This window comes from Rhizobium sp. 10PS4, from assembly GCF_032464805.1.
Classification (GTDB): Bacteria; Pseudomonadota; Alphaproteobacteria; order Rhizobiales; family Rhizobiaceae; genus Rhizobium; species Rhizobium laguerreae.
Genome location: NZ_JAWDIW010000006.1, coordinates 257681 through 271352 on the forward strand (window position 1 = coordinate 257681; position 13672 = coordinate 271352).

The following is a 13672-nucleotide window of genomic DNA, read 5'->3' on the forward strand; positions in this document are numbered from 1 at the left end:
TCTCTCCTCGGATTACGCCGCCATATATGGACGGCGCAGCGGCGAAAGCAAGGCGCGTTTGGCCGCTTTTCGTAGCCCTTGATTCCATCATCGGATAATGTATTTCTCTTATAGTGGAATCATGGAGCGGGAAAATGGAACCGGAACTCGAACAGGCGATCGGTATCCGCATCCGCACGCTGCGGCAGGAAAAGGCTCTAACGCTTGATGATCTTGCTGCGGCCTCCGGCGTCAGCCGGGCGATGATCTCGCGCATCGAGCGGGCGGAGGCGAGCCCGACCGCCTCGCTGCTGGCAAGGATCTGCGCCGCGCTCGGCCTGTCGCTGTCGGCCTTCTTTGCGGAGGAGGGGCGGGCCTCGCCGCTCGCCCGTCGGCAGGAACAGCAGGTCTGGCGCGATCCGGAGACCGGTTATCTCAGACGCTCTGTTTCACCCCCGGGCACGGCTTCCGATGTCGATATCGTCGAGGTCGAATTCCCCCCTGGCGCCCGCGTCAGCTTCCCCCCGCATGCCAGCGCCCATGGCATGACGCAGCATATCTGGCTGTTCGACGGCGAGCTGGAGATGACGGCGGCTGAGATCGTCTACCGGCTGCGCCCGGGCGATTGCCTCTTCATGCCGGTCGGAGAGGGTCACGTCTTCCACAATCCGGGCCACGCGCCGGCGCGTTACTGCGTCGTGCTCGATCGCGGCGGCCGATAACAGCTTTCATTTCAGGAGAACAGCATGCCCGCTATTCGTACCCTTTCCGTCGAGGAGGCCCGCGCCGCCATTCCGGCTCTATCGGAAGTGCTTGTTGATTGCGTCGCGGGCGGCGCCTCCGTCGGCTTCATGCAGCCCTATGGGCCTGAAGATGCCGAGCCCTATTGGCGCGATGTCGCCGATGCCGTTGCCACCGGCGGCAATCTGCTGCTGGTCGCAGAACTCGACGGCAGGATCGTCGGCACGGTGCAGGTGGGTGCCGCGCAGATGCCGAACCAGCCGCATCGCGGCGATCTGAAGAAGTTGCTGGTGCATCGCTCCGCCCGCGGCAAGGGGCTCGCGCGGCTGCTGATGGATGCCGCCGAGCGCGAGGCGGCAAGCCGCGGCAAGACCCTGCTCGTGCTCGACACGGCAACCGGCAGCGATGCCGAGGCGATCTATCCGCGCCTGGGCTGGCAGCGCGTCGGCGTCATTCCGGATTATGCGCTGTGGCCGGAAGGCGGCTTCTGCGCCACCACGCTGTTCTACAAGCGGCTCGCCTGATTGCGCCGGCCCCGCTCAGGCCGGCCTGGCGAAGACCGGAAACGCGCCGCCAAGCGTCGCGCCCGCCGTCCATTGCGCGGCGTTCCAGCCGAACTGCCGCGCCGCTTCGATATTTACCGCCATATCGTCGATGAAGGCGATCTCGCCGGGCAGCACGCCGGCCCGTTCGGTCGCCAGCCGGAAGAAGTCGGGCGAAGGTTTGCTGTGCCCGAGTGCTGCGGAATAGATGATGTCGTCGAAATGTGCGTTAAGGCCGATCTGCTCCATAAGGTAGCGTGCCCGCCTATGTTCCTGGTTGGTCGCCAGCAAGAGAGTGATGCCGCTTTGCCTGAGAGGCGCGAGTTCTTCCAGCAGATTGAGATCGAGGCGCGAATCGTTCTCGAACCAGTAATCGATCAGTGCTTCGGCGCTGAGGTGGGGCGCGATCTTTACGAGAACGCCGGCGAGCTTCGGCTCCAGTGCCTCGCGGCCGATGATGATATCGCCCCAGTGCGTCCGGAAGAATTCCTGCTGCAGCAGGTCGAGGCGCAGGCCGAGATCGCGCTCCAGATAGGTGAAGAGAGGCAGGCCATCAGTCGGGCGACCATGAACGAGCACGCCGTCGACATCGACCATCAGCACTTTCATGCGGAAAATTTCCTCGTTCTCAAAACACCGGCGAAGGTGGCGTCATTATTCCAGACGATCAAGGGCCCGCGCCGCTTTTTTGTCAGGGCCGAGCCGTGTAAATCTCCATTGTCAATCAAGGACAGGATCTGAAATGCGCGTCATCTATTCCGAAGATCACAAGCTGCGCGATGCCAGGACCGAGCTGCACGCCGGCCAGCTGGTGACGCCCTTCGAGGCGCCGTTCCGCGCCGAATGGATCCTCGCGGCGGTCAAGGAGGCGGGCTTTACCGACGTGGTGGCACCGGATGCGCACGGGTTGGGAACGGCGCGAAAAGTGCATGATCCCGCCTATCTGGACTTTCTCGCCACCGTCTGGGACCGCTGGGTAGCGGCCGGTTTTACCGGCGAGGCGATCTCCAATTCCTTCGCCGTTCGCCGCACCAGCCAGCGCGTGCCCGACAATATCGTCGGTGCGATCGGCCACTATGCCAATGCCGCCGACACCTCGATCACCAAGGGTTCCTACGAGGCAGCGATCGCTTCCATGCGCTGTGCCGTCAGCGGCGCCGACTGGCTGGCAGAAGACAATCGTTTCGCCTTCGCGCTCTGCCGCCCGCCCGGCCACCATGCCGGCATCGATCTCTTCGGCGGCTATTGCTTCATCAACAATTCGGGCGTCGCCGCACAGCGGCTGCTCGATCATGGTGCGAGGAAAGTCGCGGTGCTGGATGTCGATTTCCATCATGGCAACGGCACGCAGGATCTCTTCTATCACAGAGGCGATGTCTTCACCGCCTCGCTGCATGGCGATCCTATGCACGCCTTTCCCTATTTCCTCGGCCATGCCGACGAGGAAGGCGAGGGGGAGGGTGCCGGCGCCAACCGCAACTATCCGATGCCGCCGGACACGGCTTGGGATATCTGGTCTTCGGCCCTTGCCGATGCACTGGCCCGCATCAAGACCTTCGGCGCCGAGGCGATCGTCCTGGCGCTCGGCGTCGATACCTTCGAGCGCGATCCGATCTCCTTCTTCAGCCTCACCTCCGACGATTTCACCCGCATGGGCGCGATGATATCAGCGTCCGGGCTGCCGGTGCTCGCCTGCATGGAGGGGGGCTACGGTGTGCCGGAGATCGGCCTCAACGTTGCCAATGTCCTCAAGGGTCTGGAAGCCTGATCACCGCCGATGACCGACGAGACCGTTCCATCCGATATCCCGACATCACGCATGCTGAGCTGGGCGCGCAATTCCGCTATCTATCGCCTCGAGCGGCGGATGATGACGGAAAAGCAGCTCTTTGACGCCATCACCCGCAAGGCGAAGGAGAAATTCGAAGGTATCAGCCCGGCACAACTGAAGGCCGTTGCCGATTTCGCGGTCAAATTTGCCTATGATAACAAAGTGCTCGACGACAGCGCCTATGCGGAGATCAGCACGCGCTCTGCCGTGCGCGGCGGTAAATCGAAGCGCGCGATCGCCCAGAAGCTTGCTGCCAAGGGCGTCTCCAGCGACAGGGTCGAGGCAGCACTTGAAGAGGCTGACGATCTCTATGCCGCAGCGATATTCGCCCGCAAGCGCGCCTTCGGTCCCTTCCGCCGGGTCGAGCTTGACGAAAAGCGAAAGGCGAAAGAGCTCTCGGCTTTTGCCCGCAACGGCTTCAGCTTCGACATCGGCAGGAAGGTCTTCGACATGAGCTTCGAAGACGCCGAAGAGATCATCCTTGCCGGCCGATCCTTGGCGCTTCAGCATCAGCGCTCTTGATCCCGGCATGAAAAGATTGAATTTGGTTCTCACACGTCTTCGGCCTAGAACCGAGCCAGGATCGGGGGCCACATGGATATCAAGAACTTCGAGAACACGGACGGCGCAGCCTTGATCGCGCAGCCGGGTGTATCGCCGGCTTCGGGCGGCTTGGCGGCCGGTGTCGTGATGTGCCTGATGTCGATGTCGTCGATCCAGTTCGGCGCGGCACTATCTTCGTCAGCCATTGCGACTTATGGCGTTGCCGGCGCCACTTGGCTGCGGCTTGCTTTCGCGGCGATCATCCTTGCCGCTATCGTCAGGCCTTCGGTGCTGCGTTATAGCGGCGCCCAATGGCGGGCGACATTGCTGCTCGGAACGACGACGGCTGCCATGACGCTGTGTTTCTTCGCGGCGATCCAGCGGCTGCCGCTCGGACTGGCGATCGCCATTGATTTCCTCGGGCCGCTCTCGGTCGCCGTCTTCGGTTATGGCCTGACCTGGCGGCTCACATGGCCATTGATCGCTGCGGCCGGCATTCTCTTCCTCGCCCATGACGGCGAAGGCTGGGTCGGCAATCTCCCTGGTGTCCTCTTCGCCCTCGGCTCGGCTGTGGGATGGGCGGTGTATATCCTGCTGACGAAGAAGGTCGGCGCTGCCTTCAAGGGGCTGGAAGGCCTGTCGATGTCGCTGATCGTCGCCGGCCTCGTCGCAACTCCCTTCGGTCTTGCCGAGACAGGGGGCGCCTTCACGCTGAAGGGACTGGTCGAAGTTCTCGGCCTTGCCATCCTCGTGCCGCTTTTGCCCTATGCGCTGGAGATGGTGGCGCTGCGGCGCATGCCGTCGGCATCCTTCGGCATCCTGATGAGCCTCGAACCGGCGCTCGGCGCTCTCGCCGGTTTTCTGATCCTCGCCCAGCCGATGACCGCGCTGCAGATGCTGGGAACGGCGCTCGTCGTGGCGGCCAGCGCCGGCGCCACCGCCTCGGCGGAAAAGGCCTAAGATTTCTTAGGCGAGTTTCCGCGCGGGATCGTCGAGTGCCGGATTGTAGAAGAGCGACAGTGTCAGGCTTTTGGCGATCCGCTCCGCCGTTGCCATGAACCACGCCTTGGCTTCCGGCGTTGGGGCGATATCGTCGAGCGTCGCGGCAAACAGCGACAGCCATTTCGGAAAGAGATCGGGCGTCAGGTTCTGGACACCCGTGTGCGCCTGCACCGGCTTGCCGCCATAGGCGCCGCTGCGGAAGGCGACGGCCGACCAGAAGCTCTTCATCTTCGCCATATGCTCCGGCCAGCGGCCGGACAACCTGGCGTCGAACACCGGGCCGAGATCGGGATGCGTCAGCACGCGCCCGTAAAAGGTCTCGACCAGCCTGTCGATGAAGGCTGCGTCGACGCCCATCTCCCGCATCTCCGCCTCCGCCCTTTCGCGGATCGCCGCGACATGGGCAGGGCGGCCCTGAATCTCATTATCCATTCCAAAACCCCGGCGCCGCGTGATGCGGCGCCCTCCCATATAGGTGTTTATCGCAGCGTGCCAAAGTCCTCCGTGCCGCTTGCGGCAATCTGTCAGTTGGCTTGCACGCACACTTGACCGCTATCACCACGTTCTTTAGATTTAGAATAATTCTAAATCTTGGAGAAAATCATGCTGGCGCGATTTTTCAGATCCTCGAAACGATCTTTCGAGTCGCTGTCCGAGCAGGAGATTCTAGCCCTGGCGATTGCTTCCGAGGAAGACGATGCCCGCATCTATCTTGCCTATGCCGACAGGCTGCGCCGCGAATTCCCCGCCTCGGCCAAGGTCTTCGAGGATATGGCCGAGGTCGAGGATACGCATCGCAAATCGCTGATCGAGATCCATCGCCAGCGTTTCGGCGAGCGCATCCCGCTGATCCGGCGCGAGCATGTGCAGGGCTTCTACGAGCGCAAGCCCGACTGGCTCAGGGCAAACCTTTCATTGGGTGCGATGCGGGAAGAAACCGAGGCGATGGAGGAGCAGGCCTATCGTTTCTATGTCGAGGCGGCAAAACGAACCTCGGACGCCTCGACGCGTGAGCTTCTCGGCGATCTCGCCCTTGCCGAACAGGGGCATGAGGATATCGCCCGCATACTGGGCAACAAACATACGCCCGAAGACGTCAAGCATGACGAGGACGCGACGGTGCATCGGCAATTCGTGCTGACGTACGTGCAACCGGGTCTTGCCGGGCTGATGGACGGCTCGGTCTCGACGCTGGCGCCGATCTTCGCCGCCGCCTTCGCCACGCAGGATACCTGGCAGACCTTTCTCGTCGGTCTTTCGGCCTCCGTCGGCGCCGGCATCTCGATGGGCTTCACCGAGGCCGCCCATGACGATGGCAAGATCTCCGGCAGAGGCTCGCCGGTCAAACGCGGCCTTGCCTGCGGCATCATGACGGCGCTCGGCGGCCTCGGCCACGCACTGCCCTATCTGATCCCGCATTTCTGGACGGCGACGATCACCGCCGCCATCGTCGTCTTCTTCGAACTCTGGGCTATCGCCTTCATCCAGAACCGCTACATGGAAACCCCCTTCCTGCGCGCCGCCTTCCAGGTGGTGCTGGGCGGCGGCCTGGTGCTCGGAGCGGGTATCCTGATCGGCAATGGGTGAGTTGCAGTCGGGCACAGCCCGAGCAATCGATCCAGTGAATCGATTGCAGCGACGAACGCCCTGAGCCAAAGCGAAGGGCCGGGAGACGGTGCGTCATCCTCGGCATCAAAGCGCTCCTTGTCTTCGCTTGCGCTCAGTGCACTCGCGGCTTCGCCGCTCACCCCCTCATCTGCCTGCCGGCATCTTCTCCCCGCTGGGGAGAAGCGGATTCGTGGCGGCGCCTCGTTCCCCTTGCGGCATTGGTCTGGGAATGACACCCGTGCGGATTGCTCCCCCTTCTCCCCAGCGGGGAGAAGATGCCCGTCAGGGCAGATGAGGGGGGTGAGGAGCGTAAGCGACGAACGCCTTGAGCGTAAGCGAAAGGCAGCCCTCCCTGTATAAAGAACCGCCCAAAAATAAAAAGGCCGGCAAAATCGCCGGCCTTTTCCAAATTCTCTATTGCAACCCCTACCGCAGCGCGCCGACCAGGACGTCGCGGCCGTTTTCGATGGTGACCCAGCGGCCGGCATTGTAGCTCGACTGGCGCTTGACGAAGGAATAGGGGGTCCCGAACCAGGGCTTGACGTCGGCGGCGAGGTTGTCGAGCACGAAATCGCCCTCGGCGGTGCGCAACGTCAGCACGGCATGGCCTTCACCATCCGGCTTGCGCACGACGGTCATCAGCAGATCGGCAGCCGGAAAGCCGCGCTGGATCAGCATGCGGCGCTTCAGCAGCGCGAAATCCTCGCAGTCGCCGACGGTGGTCGGATAGGCCCAGACCTCATCCTTGCCGTAGATTTCCTTGTCGGTCATCGGCGTGATCGTGCGGTTGACCGTGGCGTTGAGCGAACGCACCAGCGACCACTTCCCCGGGGTCATGGCAACGGGGCCGGCGTTGCGATTTGCGCCGCATTCAATGCGGTGAATCTGACAGAAATCATAGTGCCCGATCGGCTGTGAGGTGGCATTGCCTGTCACCATGGAAGCATTTCTGCTGGGGGCTGGTATGGCGGCCGTCGCCATCGCAAACATGGCCATCATGGCCACAAAGATACCCTTGATCCGCACGCCCGCTCTTTCCTTGCATCGCCCTTATTTATTAACAAAGTGTTAATGGAGAGGGCCCAAAAGAGTCAATCGTTACTTCTTGGGAGGACCTTACGACCCGCCGATATGGTTAAAATGCAACGGGTTGGGGGACCTGCATCAGGCGAATTTATTCGCCTCTGCCGTTCAAGCGGGCATCTGCCTATTTGTTGATGAACGGATGATGCCTTTGACGGCACTCAGGAGAAGCGCGATATCGCCGGGGCGGGAAAGGCGGTGGTCGCCGTCGCGGACGAAGGTCAGCACAACGTCGTCGGCGGGAAGATGTTCGACCAGTTTCATCGCATGCGCATGCGGCACGTCGGCGTCTTTCATGCCCTGGAGAATGTGCACCGGGCAGCCGGTTTCGATGATGCCGTCGAGCACCCGGTTCTTTCGGCCGTCCTCGATCAGCGCCCGCGTATAGATGTTGGGTTCCGGGCTATATTGCGAACGCTCTTCGAAATAGCCGCGCTCGGCCAGCGATTTGCGCTCTTTCGCCTTGAGGTTCGGCTCGATCAGCTCCGAGGTGAAATCGGGGGCGGGTGCGATCAGCACCATCCCTTCGAGCTTTGGGCCTTCGAGCGTCACGCCGCCCTGCCGCGCAAGCTCCTGCGCCAGCCTGAGCGCGATCCAGCCGCCCATCGACGAGCCGACGAGGATCACCCGATCGGGCGCGACATGGCGGATGACGGCAAGCGCCTCCTCCAGCCAGCGCGAGATCGTGCCGTCGCCGAAGCTGCCGCCGGAAAGTCCGTGGCCGGAATAGTCGAGGCGGATGCAGGCGAGCCCAAGCTCCGCCGCCAGCCCATCGAGTTCAACCGCCTTGGTGCCGCTCATGTCGGAGCGGTAGCCGGACAGCCAGACAAGCGTCGGCGCGCCATTGCCGGCTTGCGCCGGGCGGACGAGCATGGCGATCTCACGCGCCGCCTCGCCCTCGCCGACCGTCAGGAACTGCGGCGCGGAATCGGGCATCTGATCGGACATCGGCGAAACTCCTGTTGTTTTGGCCTATAAAACAGATTCTTGGCAGGCTGACAGCGGGTGATTTTTCCGCTAAAGGATGATATTGACTCCGTTGCAGCGATGACGCGACACGTTTGTGCCCCTGATCGGGAGCGCGAGGCTGCAACGTTCCGAAAACAACGCGAGGAGAATACGACCATTCGCAGACCTTTTAAAACCGATGCGCCCGTGAAGGACGGACCGCGCTCGAACCGTGAAATCCGCATTCCCAAAGTTCAGCTGATCGGAGCTGATGGACAGAATGTCGGCATCGTGCCCACCGACCAGGCTTTGAAAATGGCGGAAGAAGCCGGCCTCGATCTCGTCGAAATTTCCCCCAATGTCGAACCGCCGGTGTGCAAGATCCTCGATCTGGGCAAGCTGAAATATGCCAACCAGAAGAAGGCTGCCGAGGCGCGCAAGAAGCAGAAGATCGTCGAAGTTAAAGAAATCAAGATGCGCCCGAACATCGACACCCATGATTATGAGGTGAAGATGAAGGCGATGGGTCGCTTTTTCGACGAAGGCGACAAGGTCAAGGTGACGCTGAAGTTCCGCGGCCGTGAAATGGCCCACCAGGAACTCGGCATGAAGCTTCTGCAGCAGGTCAAGGCCGATACGATCGAGTTCGCCAAGGTCGAAGCCGAGCCCAAGCTCGAAGGCCGCCAGATGATGATGGTGCTGGCGCCGAAATAAGCGCCAGGCAGTTTTTCGCCCAGGGCCGTCCGCAAGGGCGGCTTTTGTGCTTTCTGTCACTGTATTTTGGGAGCAGCGAAGATTCCTCCGCCGCCCCGTTGCACTTTCATGACGCTGCGGTTATAAGCGCGCGTCCGAACTGACCGGCAGGGCATGCCGTGGCAGTTTCGAATGCTTGCGGAACGGTTCGTCGCCGATGCCGCAGATCAACAACAAACGCTCCCGCACCTTGTTGCGACGGCCGGAGAACCGGACTTCGCGAGAAGGGCTTTTTTGATAAAGCGCGCAGGGAGGACAGAAGGAGTAGCAAAATGCCCAAGATGAAGACGAAGTCCTCTGCCAAGAAGCGGTTCAAGATCACCGCAACCGGCAAGGTCAAGGCTGCCGCTGCCGGCAAGCGCCATGGCATGATCAAGCGTTCCAACAAGTTCATTCGCGATGCACGTGGCACCATGGTTCTCGCAGAACCGGATGGCCGCAAGGTTATCAAGAATTACCTGCCGAACGGTCTCTGAGACTCGTCCGCGAACGCTAGATTTAAGGAGATCATGATATGGCACGTGTAAAAAGAGGCGTCACCTCTCACGCCAAGCACAAGAAGGTTCTGAAGGCCGCAAAGGGCTTTTACGGCCGCCGTAAGAACACCATCCGTACCGCCAAGGCTGCTGTCGATCGTTCGAAGCAGTACGCCTACCGCGACCGCAAGGTCAACAAGCGCAACTTCCGTGCGCTTTGGATCCAGCGCATCAACGCCGCTGTGCGTGAATTCGGCCTGACCTACGGCCGCTTCATCGACGGCCTGAACAAGGCTGGCATCGAAGTCGACCGCAAGGTTCTCTCCGACATGGCGATCCACGAGCCGGAAGCATTCGGCGCGCTTGTCAGCGCTGCCAAGAAGGCTCTTGAATACCTCAAGGAAGCCGGCACGGCGAACGAGTTTGAAGGCGCGGTCAAGTAACCAGCGCTTCCCAAGCTTTTGAATTTATGATTTGGGAAACCCGCGCTGGTTTGGGCTAGCGCGGGTTTTTCTTTCTTTATATTCCTGGCGCCGGCCGGCGACGCCTACCTCCCGATCGCCCGCCTGATACTGGACGGAAAGAAGTGACAATGTCAGATATCGACCAGCTCAACGCATCGCTGCTCGCCGAAATCGCCGCCGCCGATGACGAGACGGCGCTCGAAGCCGTGCGCGTTTCCGCCCTTGGCAAGAAGGGCTCCGTCTCCGAACTGTTGAAGACGCTCGGCGCCATGACGCCGGAAGAGCGCCAAAGCAAGGGTGCGGCAATCAACGTCCTGAAGAACGCGGTGACCGAGGCGCTCACCGCCCGCAAGACGACGCTCCGGCAAGCGGCGATCGATGCGCGGCTGAAGGCCGAGACGGTTGATGTCAGCCTGCCGGTGCGCTCTTCGCCGGCCGAGCGCGGCCGTATCCATCCGATCAGCCAGATCGTCGACGAGATCACTGCGATCTTCGCCGACATGGGCTTCTCGATCGCCGAAGGTCCCGACATCGAGACCGATTATTACAATTTCACCGCGCTGAATTTCCCCGAGGGCCATCCGGCCCGCGAGATGCACGACACCTTCTTCTTCAACCCGGATGAGAATGGTGAGCGCAAGGTGCTGCGCACCCACACCTCGCCGGTGCAGGTGCGCACCATGGAGGCGCAGACGCCGCCGATCCGTATCATCATTCCCGGCAAGACCTACCGCCAGGACTCGGACGCTACCCATTCGCCGATGTTCCATCAGGTCGAAGGCCTGGTCGTCGACAAGAAGGCCAATGTCGCCAACCTCCGCTGGGTGCTGGAAGAATTCTGCAAGACCTTCTTCGAGGTCGACAGCGTGACGATGCGCTTCCGCCCGTCCTTCTTTCCCTTCACCGAGCCCTCCTTCGAGGTCGATATCCAGTGCGACCGCTCCGGCCCGATCGTCAAGTTCGGTGAAGGCACCGACTGGATGGAGATCCTCGGTTGCGGCATGGTTCACCCGAACGTGTTGCGTTACGGCGGGCTCGATCCGGACGAATATCAGGGTTTTGCCTGGGGCATGGGCCTCGACCGCATCGCCATGCTGAAATACGGCATGCCCGACCTGCGCGACTTCTTCAACGCCGATGTCCGCTGGATGACGCATTACGGCTTCCGCCCGCTCGACATGCCGACGCTGTTCGGCGGCCTCAGCGCTTGAACGGAGAATTGGGACGATGAAATTCACGCTCTCCTGGCTGAAAGAGCATCTGGAAACGGATGCCGGCCTCGATGAAATCTGCACGCGCCTCACCGAAATCGGGCTGGAGGTCGAGGATGTCGACGATAAGGCGGCATTCAAGCCCTTCGTCATCGCCAGGGTCGTCTCGGCCGAAAAACATCCGCAGGCCGATCGCCTGAAGGTGTTGATGGTCGACACCGGTTCCGGAGCACCGGTCCAGGTCGTCTGCGGCGCCCCGAATGCGCGCGCCGGCCTCGTCGGCGCCTTCGCGGCGCCCGGAACATATGTTCCCGGTATCGACGTGACGCTTGCCGTCGGCAATATCCGCGGTGTCGAAAGCCATGGCATGATGTGCTCCGAAAAGGAGCTGCAGATCTCCGACAGCCACGACGGCATCATCGATCTGCCCGAGGATGCGCCGGTCGGCCAGAGTTATGCCGCCTATGCTCATCTTGACGATCCTCTCATCGAGATCAACCTGACGCCCAATCGGCCGGACTGCACCTCGATCCACGGCATCGCCCGCGACCTCGCCGCCTCCGGCCTCGGCACGCTGAAGACTCAGGCTGCCCCGTCCTTCGCCGCCGAAGGCGAGACGCCGGTGAAGCTGACGCTCGGTCTCGACGATCCGAAGCTCTGCCCGGGCTTTGCGTTGCGCCTCGTGCGCGGCGTCAGGAACGGCCCGAGCCCGCGCTGGATGCAGCAGCGGCTGCTCGCCATCGGCCTGCGCCCGATCAATGCGCTCGTCGACATCACCAATTACATGACCTTCGATCAGGGCCGGCCGATGCACGTCTTCGACGCCGCCAAGGTCAAGGGCAACCTGACTGTGCGCCGCGCCAAGGAAGGCGAAACGGTGATGGCGCTCGATCAGCGCGAATATAAGCTCGGCCCGAACAACGTCGTCATCGCCGACGAGAATGGTATCGAATCGATCGGCGGCATTATGGGCGGCGAACATTCCGGCTGCGACGAGAACACCGTCGACGTGCTGATCGAATCCGCCCTCTGGGATCCAATGAACATCGCCAAGTCCGGCCGTGCGCTCGGCATCATCACCGATGCCCGCTACCGCTTCGAACGCGGCGTCGATCCGGAATATATGGTTCCGGGTCTTGAGCGCACGACGGAGCTGGTGCTGGAGCTTTGCGGTGGGACGGCTGCTAGGGCAGAGGTCGTCGGCTACAAGGGTTACGAACCGAAGATCGTCGATTTCCTCTATTCGGAAGTCAAGCGTCTGACCGGCCTCGACGTCTCGAATGAGGAAAGCGCCACGATTCTGACGCGCCTCGGCTTCACTGTCTCCGGTTCCGGCGAGCGCGTCTCCGTCTCTGTCCCCTCCTGGCGTCCCGATATCGACGGCAAGGCCGATCTCGTCGAGGAGGTCATGCGCATTCACGGCGTCGACAATATCAAGCCGGCGCCGCTTGAAAGCCATGCGGCCGTCAACGGCAAGATTCTGACGACGCTGCAGATCCGCAGCCGCCTCGCCAAGCGCGCGCTCGCCGCGCGCGGCATGCTCGAAGCCGTTACCTGGTCCTTCATTCCGGAAGACCAGGCAAAGCTCTTCGGCGGTGGCTCGCCCGCCCTCAAGCTCGCCAACCCGATCGCCGCCGAAATGTCGGATATGCGGCCGTCGCTGCTGCCTGGCCTGCTGACCGCTGCCCAGCGCAATGCCGATAAGGGTTATGGCGACGTCGCGCTTTTCGAGGTCTCCGGCACTTATGAGAACGACAGGCCGGACGGTCAGCGCCGCGTCGCCGGCGGCATCCGCCGCGGCACGGCCTCGCTTGCCGGCGCCGGTCGCGCCTGGTCGAACGCCGCCAAGGGCGGTGGCAAGCCGGTCGACGTCTTCGACGCCAAGGCCGATGCGCTCGCCGTCATCGAAGCCTGCGGCCTGCCGATGGGCAATATCCAGATCGAGCAGGGTGGACCGGAATGGTATCACCCCGGCCGCTCCGGCACGATCAAGATGGGACCGAAGGTCGTCCTCGGCTATTTCGGCGAATTCCATCCGCTGACGCTGGAATCGCTTGATGTCTCCGGCGCTCTATGCGGCTTCGAGGTCTATGTCGACGCCATGCCGGAGGCCAAGCGCAAGGCGACACGCACCAAGCCGGCGCTCGAGCTGTCACCCTTCCAGCTGGTGCGGCGCGACTTCGCCTTCGTCGTCGACAAGACGGTGGAAGCCGGCGCCATCGTCAAGGCCGCAACTGGCGCAGACCGCAAGCTGGTGACCGGTGTCAACGTCTTCGATATCTTCGAGGGCGCATCGGTTGGCGACGGCAAGAAATCGGTGGCGATCGAGGTTCAGATCCAGCCGGTCGAGCGCACGCTGACGGACGAGGATTTCGAGGCGCTGACGCAGAAGATCGTCGCCAGCGTGATGAAATTTACCGGCGGTGTTCTCAGAAGCTGAGCTTCATCCAACGTCGCCAGATAATGGACCGGTCGCGAATGGCGGCCGGTC

Annotated in this window: 15 protein-coding genes; 11 read left to right on the plus strand and 4 right to left on the minus strand. The window is 62.1% G+C overall.

The features are described 5' to 3' along the window. The first annotated feature begins 134 nt into the window (after window positions 1-134). Window positions 135-701: a helix-turn-helix domain-containing protein gene (locus tag RWJ89_RS13800; protein ID WP_316031029.1), complete on the plus strand. Its 567-nt coding sequence runs from the start codon at window positions 135-137 to the stop codon at window positions 699-701. 24 nt (window positions 702-725) lie between these two features. Then, window positions 726-1244, plus strand: coding sequence for a GNAT family N-acetyltransferase (locus RWJ89_RS13805; protein ID WP_132610969.1), 519 nt, complete (start codon window positions 726-728; stop codon window positions 1242-1244). Window positions 1245-1259: 15 nt separating this feature from the next. Here the strand turns inward: RWJ89_RS13805 and RWJ89_RS13810 are convergent, their stop codons facing one another. Next, window positions 1260-1871 carry an HAD family hydrolase gene (locus RWJ89_RS13810; protein WP_316031030.1) on the minus strand — a complete coding sequence of 204 codons (612 nt, stop codon included), beginning with the start codon at window positions 1869-1871 and terminating at the stop codon, window positions 1260-1262. A 133-nt stretch (window positions 1872-2004) separates the two neighbouring features. Between RWJ89_RS13810 and RWJ89_RS13815 the strand changes: the two genes are divergently transcribed. The 3 genes from RWJ89_RS13815 (at window position 2005) to RWJ89_RS13825 (ending at window position 4596) form a co-directional block, all read left to right on the plus strand. Further along, window positions 2005-3030 carry a histone deacetylase family protein gene (locus RWJ89_RS13815; protein ID WP_222037363.1) on the plus strand — a complete coding sequence of 342 codons (1026 nt, stop codon included), beginning with the start codon at window positions 2005-2007 and terminating at the stop codon, window positions 3028-3030. 9 nt (window positions 3031-3039) lie between these two features. Beyond that, window positions 3040-3615: a recombination regulator RecX gene (gene recX / locus RWJ89_RS13820; RefSeq protein WP_131639999.1), complete on the plus strand. Its 576-nt coding sequence runs from the start codon at window positions 3040-3042 to the stop codon at window positions 3613-3615. A gap of 72 nt (window positions 3616-3687) precedes the next feature. After that, a complete protein-coding gene (locus tag RWJ89_RS13825; RefSeq protein ID WP_131639998.1) occupies window positions 3688-4596 on the plus strand; it encodes an EamA family transporter in 909 nt (302 codons plus the stop codon). A 6-nt stretch (window positions 4597-4602) separates the two neighbouring features. Here RWJ89_RS13825 and RWJ89_RS13830 read toward each other — a convergent pair whose 3' ends face one another. After that, the gene (locus RWJ89_RS13830; RefSeq protein WP_020052469.1) at window positions 4603-5070 is read right to left on the minus strand and encodes a group III truncated hemoglobin; all 468 of its coding nucleotides are present in this window, start codon (window positions 5068-5070) and stop codon (window positions 4603-4605) included. Window positions 5071-5241: 171 nt separating this feature from the next. Here RWJ89_RS13830 and mbfA point away from each other — a divergent pair, with 171 nt between their 5' ends. Continuing rightward, window positions 5242-6225, plus strand: coding sequence for an iron exporter MbfA (gene mbfA, locus RWJ89_RS13835; protein WP_316031031.1), 984 nt, complete (start codon window positions 5242-5244; stop codon window positions 6223-6225). Between the two features lie 447 nt (window positions 6226-6672). Here the strand turns inward: mbfA and RWJ89_RS13840 are convergent, their stop codons facing one another. Further along, complete coding sequence (locus tag RWJ89_RS13840) at window positions 6673-7272, minus strand: transglutaminase-like cysteine peptidase (RefSeq protein ID WP_316031032.1); 600 nt, start codon at window positions 7270-7272, stop codon at window positions 6673-6675. Window positions 7273-7437: 165 nt separating this feature from the next. After that, window positions 7438-8277 (minus strand): alpha/beta hydrolase, encoded by an 840-nt coding sequence (locus RWJ89_RS13845; RefSeq protein ID WP_025396749.1) that lies wholly within the window; start codon window positions 8275-8277, stop codon window positions 7438-7440. Between the two features lie 177 nt (window positions 8278-8454). Between RWJ89_RS13845 and infC the strand changes: the two genes are divergently transcribed. The 5 genes from infC to pheT all read left to right on the plus strand — a co-directional run bounded on the left by infC (window position 8455) and on the right by pheT (window position 13621). Continuing rightward, window positions 8455-8991 carry a translation initiation factor IF-3 gene (gene infC, locus RWJ89_RS13850; RefSeq protein WP_072640862.1) on the plus strand — a complete coding sequence of 179 codons (537 nt, stop codon included), beginning with the start codon at window positions 8455-8457 and terminating at the stop codon, window positions 8989-8991. Between the two features lie 311 nt (window positions 8992-9302). After that, window positions 9303-9506, plus strand: coding sequence for a 50S ribosomal protein L35 (rpmI, locus tag RWJ89_RS13855; protein ID WP_003544621.1), 204 nt, complete (start codon window positions 9303-9305; stop codon window positions 9504-9506). A 38-nt stretch (window positions 9507-9544) separates the two neighbouring features. Then, a complete protein-coding gene (gene rplT / locus RWJ89_RS13860; protein WP_003544622.1) occupies window positions 9545-9949 on the plus strand; it encodes a 50S ribosomal protein L20 in 405 nt (134 codons plus the stop codon). Window positions 9950-10098: 149 nt separating this feature from the next. After that, complete coding sequence (pheS, locus tag RWJ89_RS13865; protein ID WP_017962860.1) at window positions 10099-11181, plus strand: phenylalanine--tRNA ligase subunit alpha; 1083 nt, start codon at window positions 10099-10101, stop codon at window positions 11179-11181. 16 nt (window positions 11182-11197) lie between these two features. Beyond that, entirely contained in the window at window positions 11198-13621 is a 2424-nt protein-coding gene (gene pheT, locus RWJ89_RS13870) for a phenylalanine--tRNA ligase subunit beta (protein ID WP_316031033.1), read from the plus strand. Window positions 13622-13672: the final 51 nt, after the last annotated feature.

Bases quoted from the DNA above. Each gene is read 5' to 3' on its own strand.
- RWJ89_RS13800 (WP_316031029.1), top strand. From the start codon at position 135: ATGGAACCGGAACTCGAACAGGCGATCGGTATCCGCATCCGCACGCTG.
- RWJ89_RS13805 (WP_132610969.1), top strand. From the start codon at position 726: ATGCCCGCTATTCGTACCCTTTCCGTCGAGGAGGCCCGCGCCGCCATT.
- RWJ89_RS13810 (WP_316031030.1), bottom strand. From the start codon at position 1,871: ATGAAAGTGCTGATGGTCGATGTCGACGGCGTGCTCGTTCATGGTCGC.
- RWJ89_RS13815 (WP_222037363.1), top strand. From the start codon at position 2,005: ATGCGCGTCATCTATTCCGAAGATCACAAGCTGCGCGATGCCAGGACC.
- recX (WP_131639999.1), top strand. From the start codon at position 3,040: ATGACCGACGAGACCGTTCCATCCGATATCCCGACATCACGCATGCTG.
- RWJ89_RS13825 (WP_131639998.1), top strand. From the start codon at position 3,688: ATGGATATCAAGAACTTCGAGAACACGGACGGCGCAGCCTTGATCGCG.
- RWJ89_RS13830 (WP_020052469.1), bottom strand. From the start codon at position 5,070: ATGGATAATGAGATTCAGGGCCGCCCTGCCCATGTCGCGGCGATCCGC.
- mbfA (WP_316031031.1), top strand. From the start codon at position 5,242: ATGCTGGCGCGATTTTTCAGATCCTCGAAACGATCTTTCGAGTCGCTG.
- RWJ89_RS13845 (WP_025396749.1), bottom strand. From the start codon at position 8,277: ATGTCCGATCAGATGCCCGATTCCGCGCCGCAGTTCCTGACGGTCGGC.
- rpmI (WP_003544621.1), top strand. From the start codon at position 9,303: ATGCCCAAGATGAAGACGAAGTCCTCTGCCAAGAAGCGGTTCAAGATC.
- rplT (WP_003544622.1), top strand. From the start codon at position 9,545: ATGGCACGTGTAAAAAGAGGCGTCACCTCTCACGCCAAGCACAAGAAG.
- pheS (WP_017962860.1), top strand. From the start codon at position 10,099: ATGTCAGATATCGACCAGCTCAACGCATCGCTGCTCGCCGAAATCGCC.
- pheT (WP_316031033.1), top strand. From the start codon at position 11,198: ATGAAATTCACGCTCTCCTGGCTGAAAGAGCATCTGGAAACGGATGCC.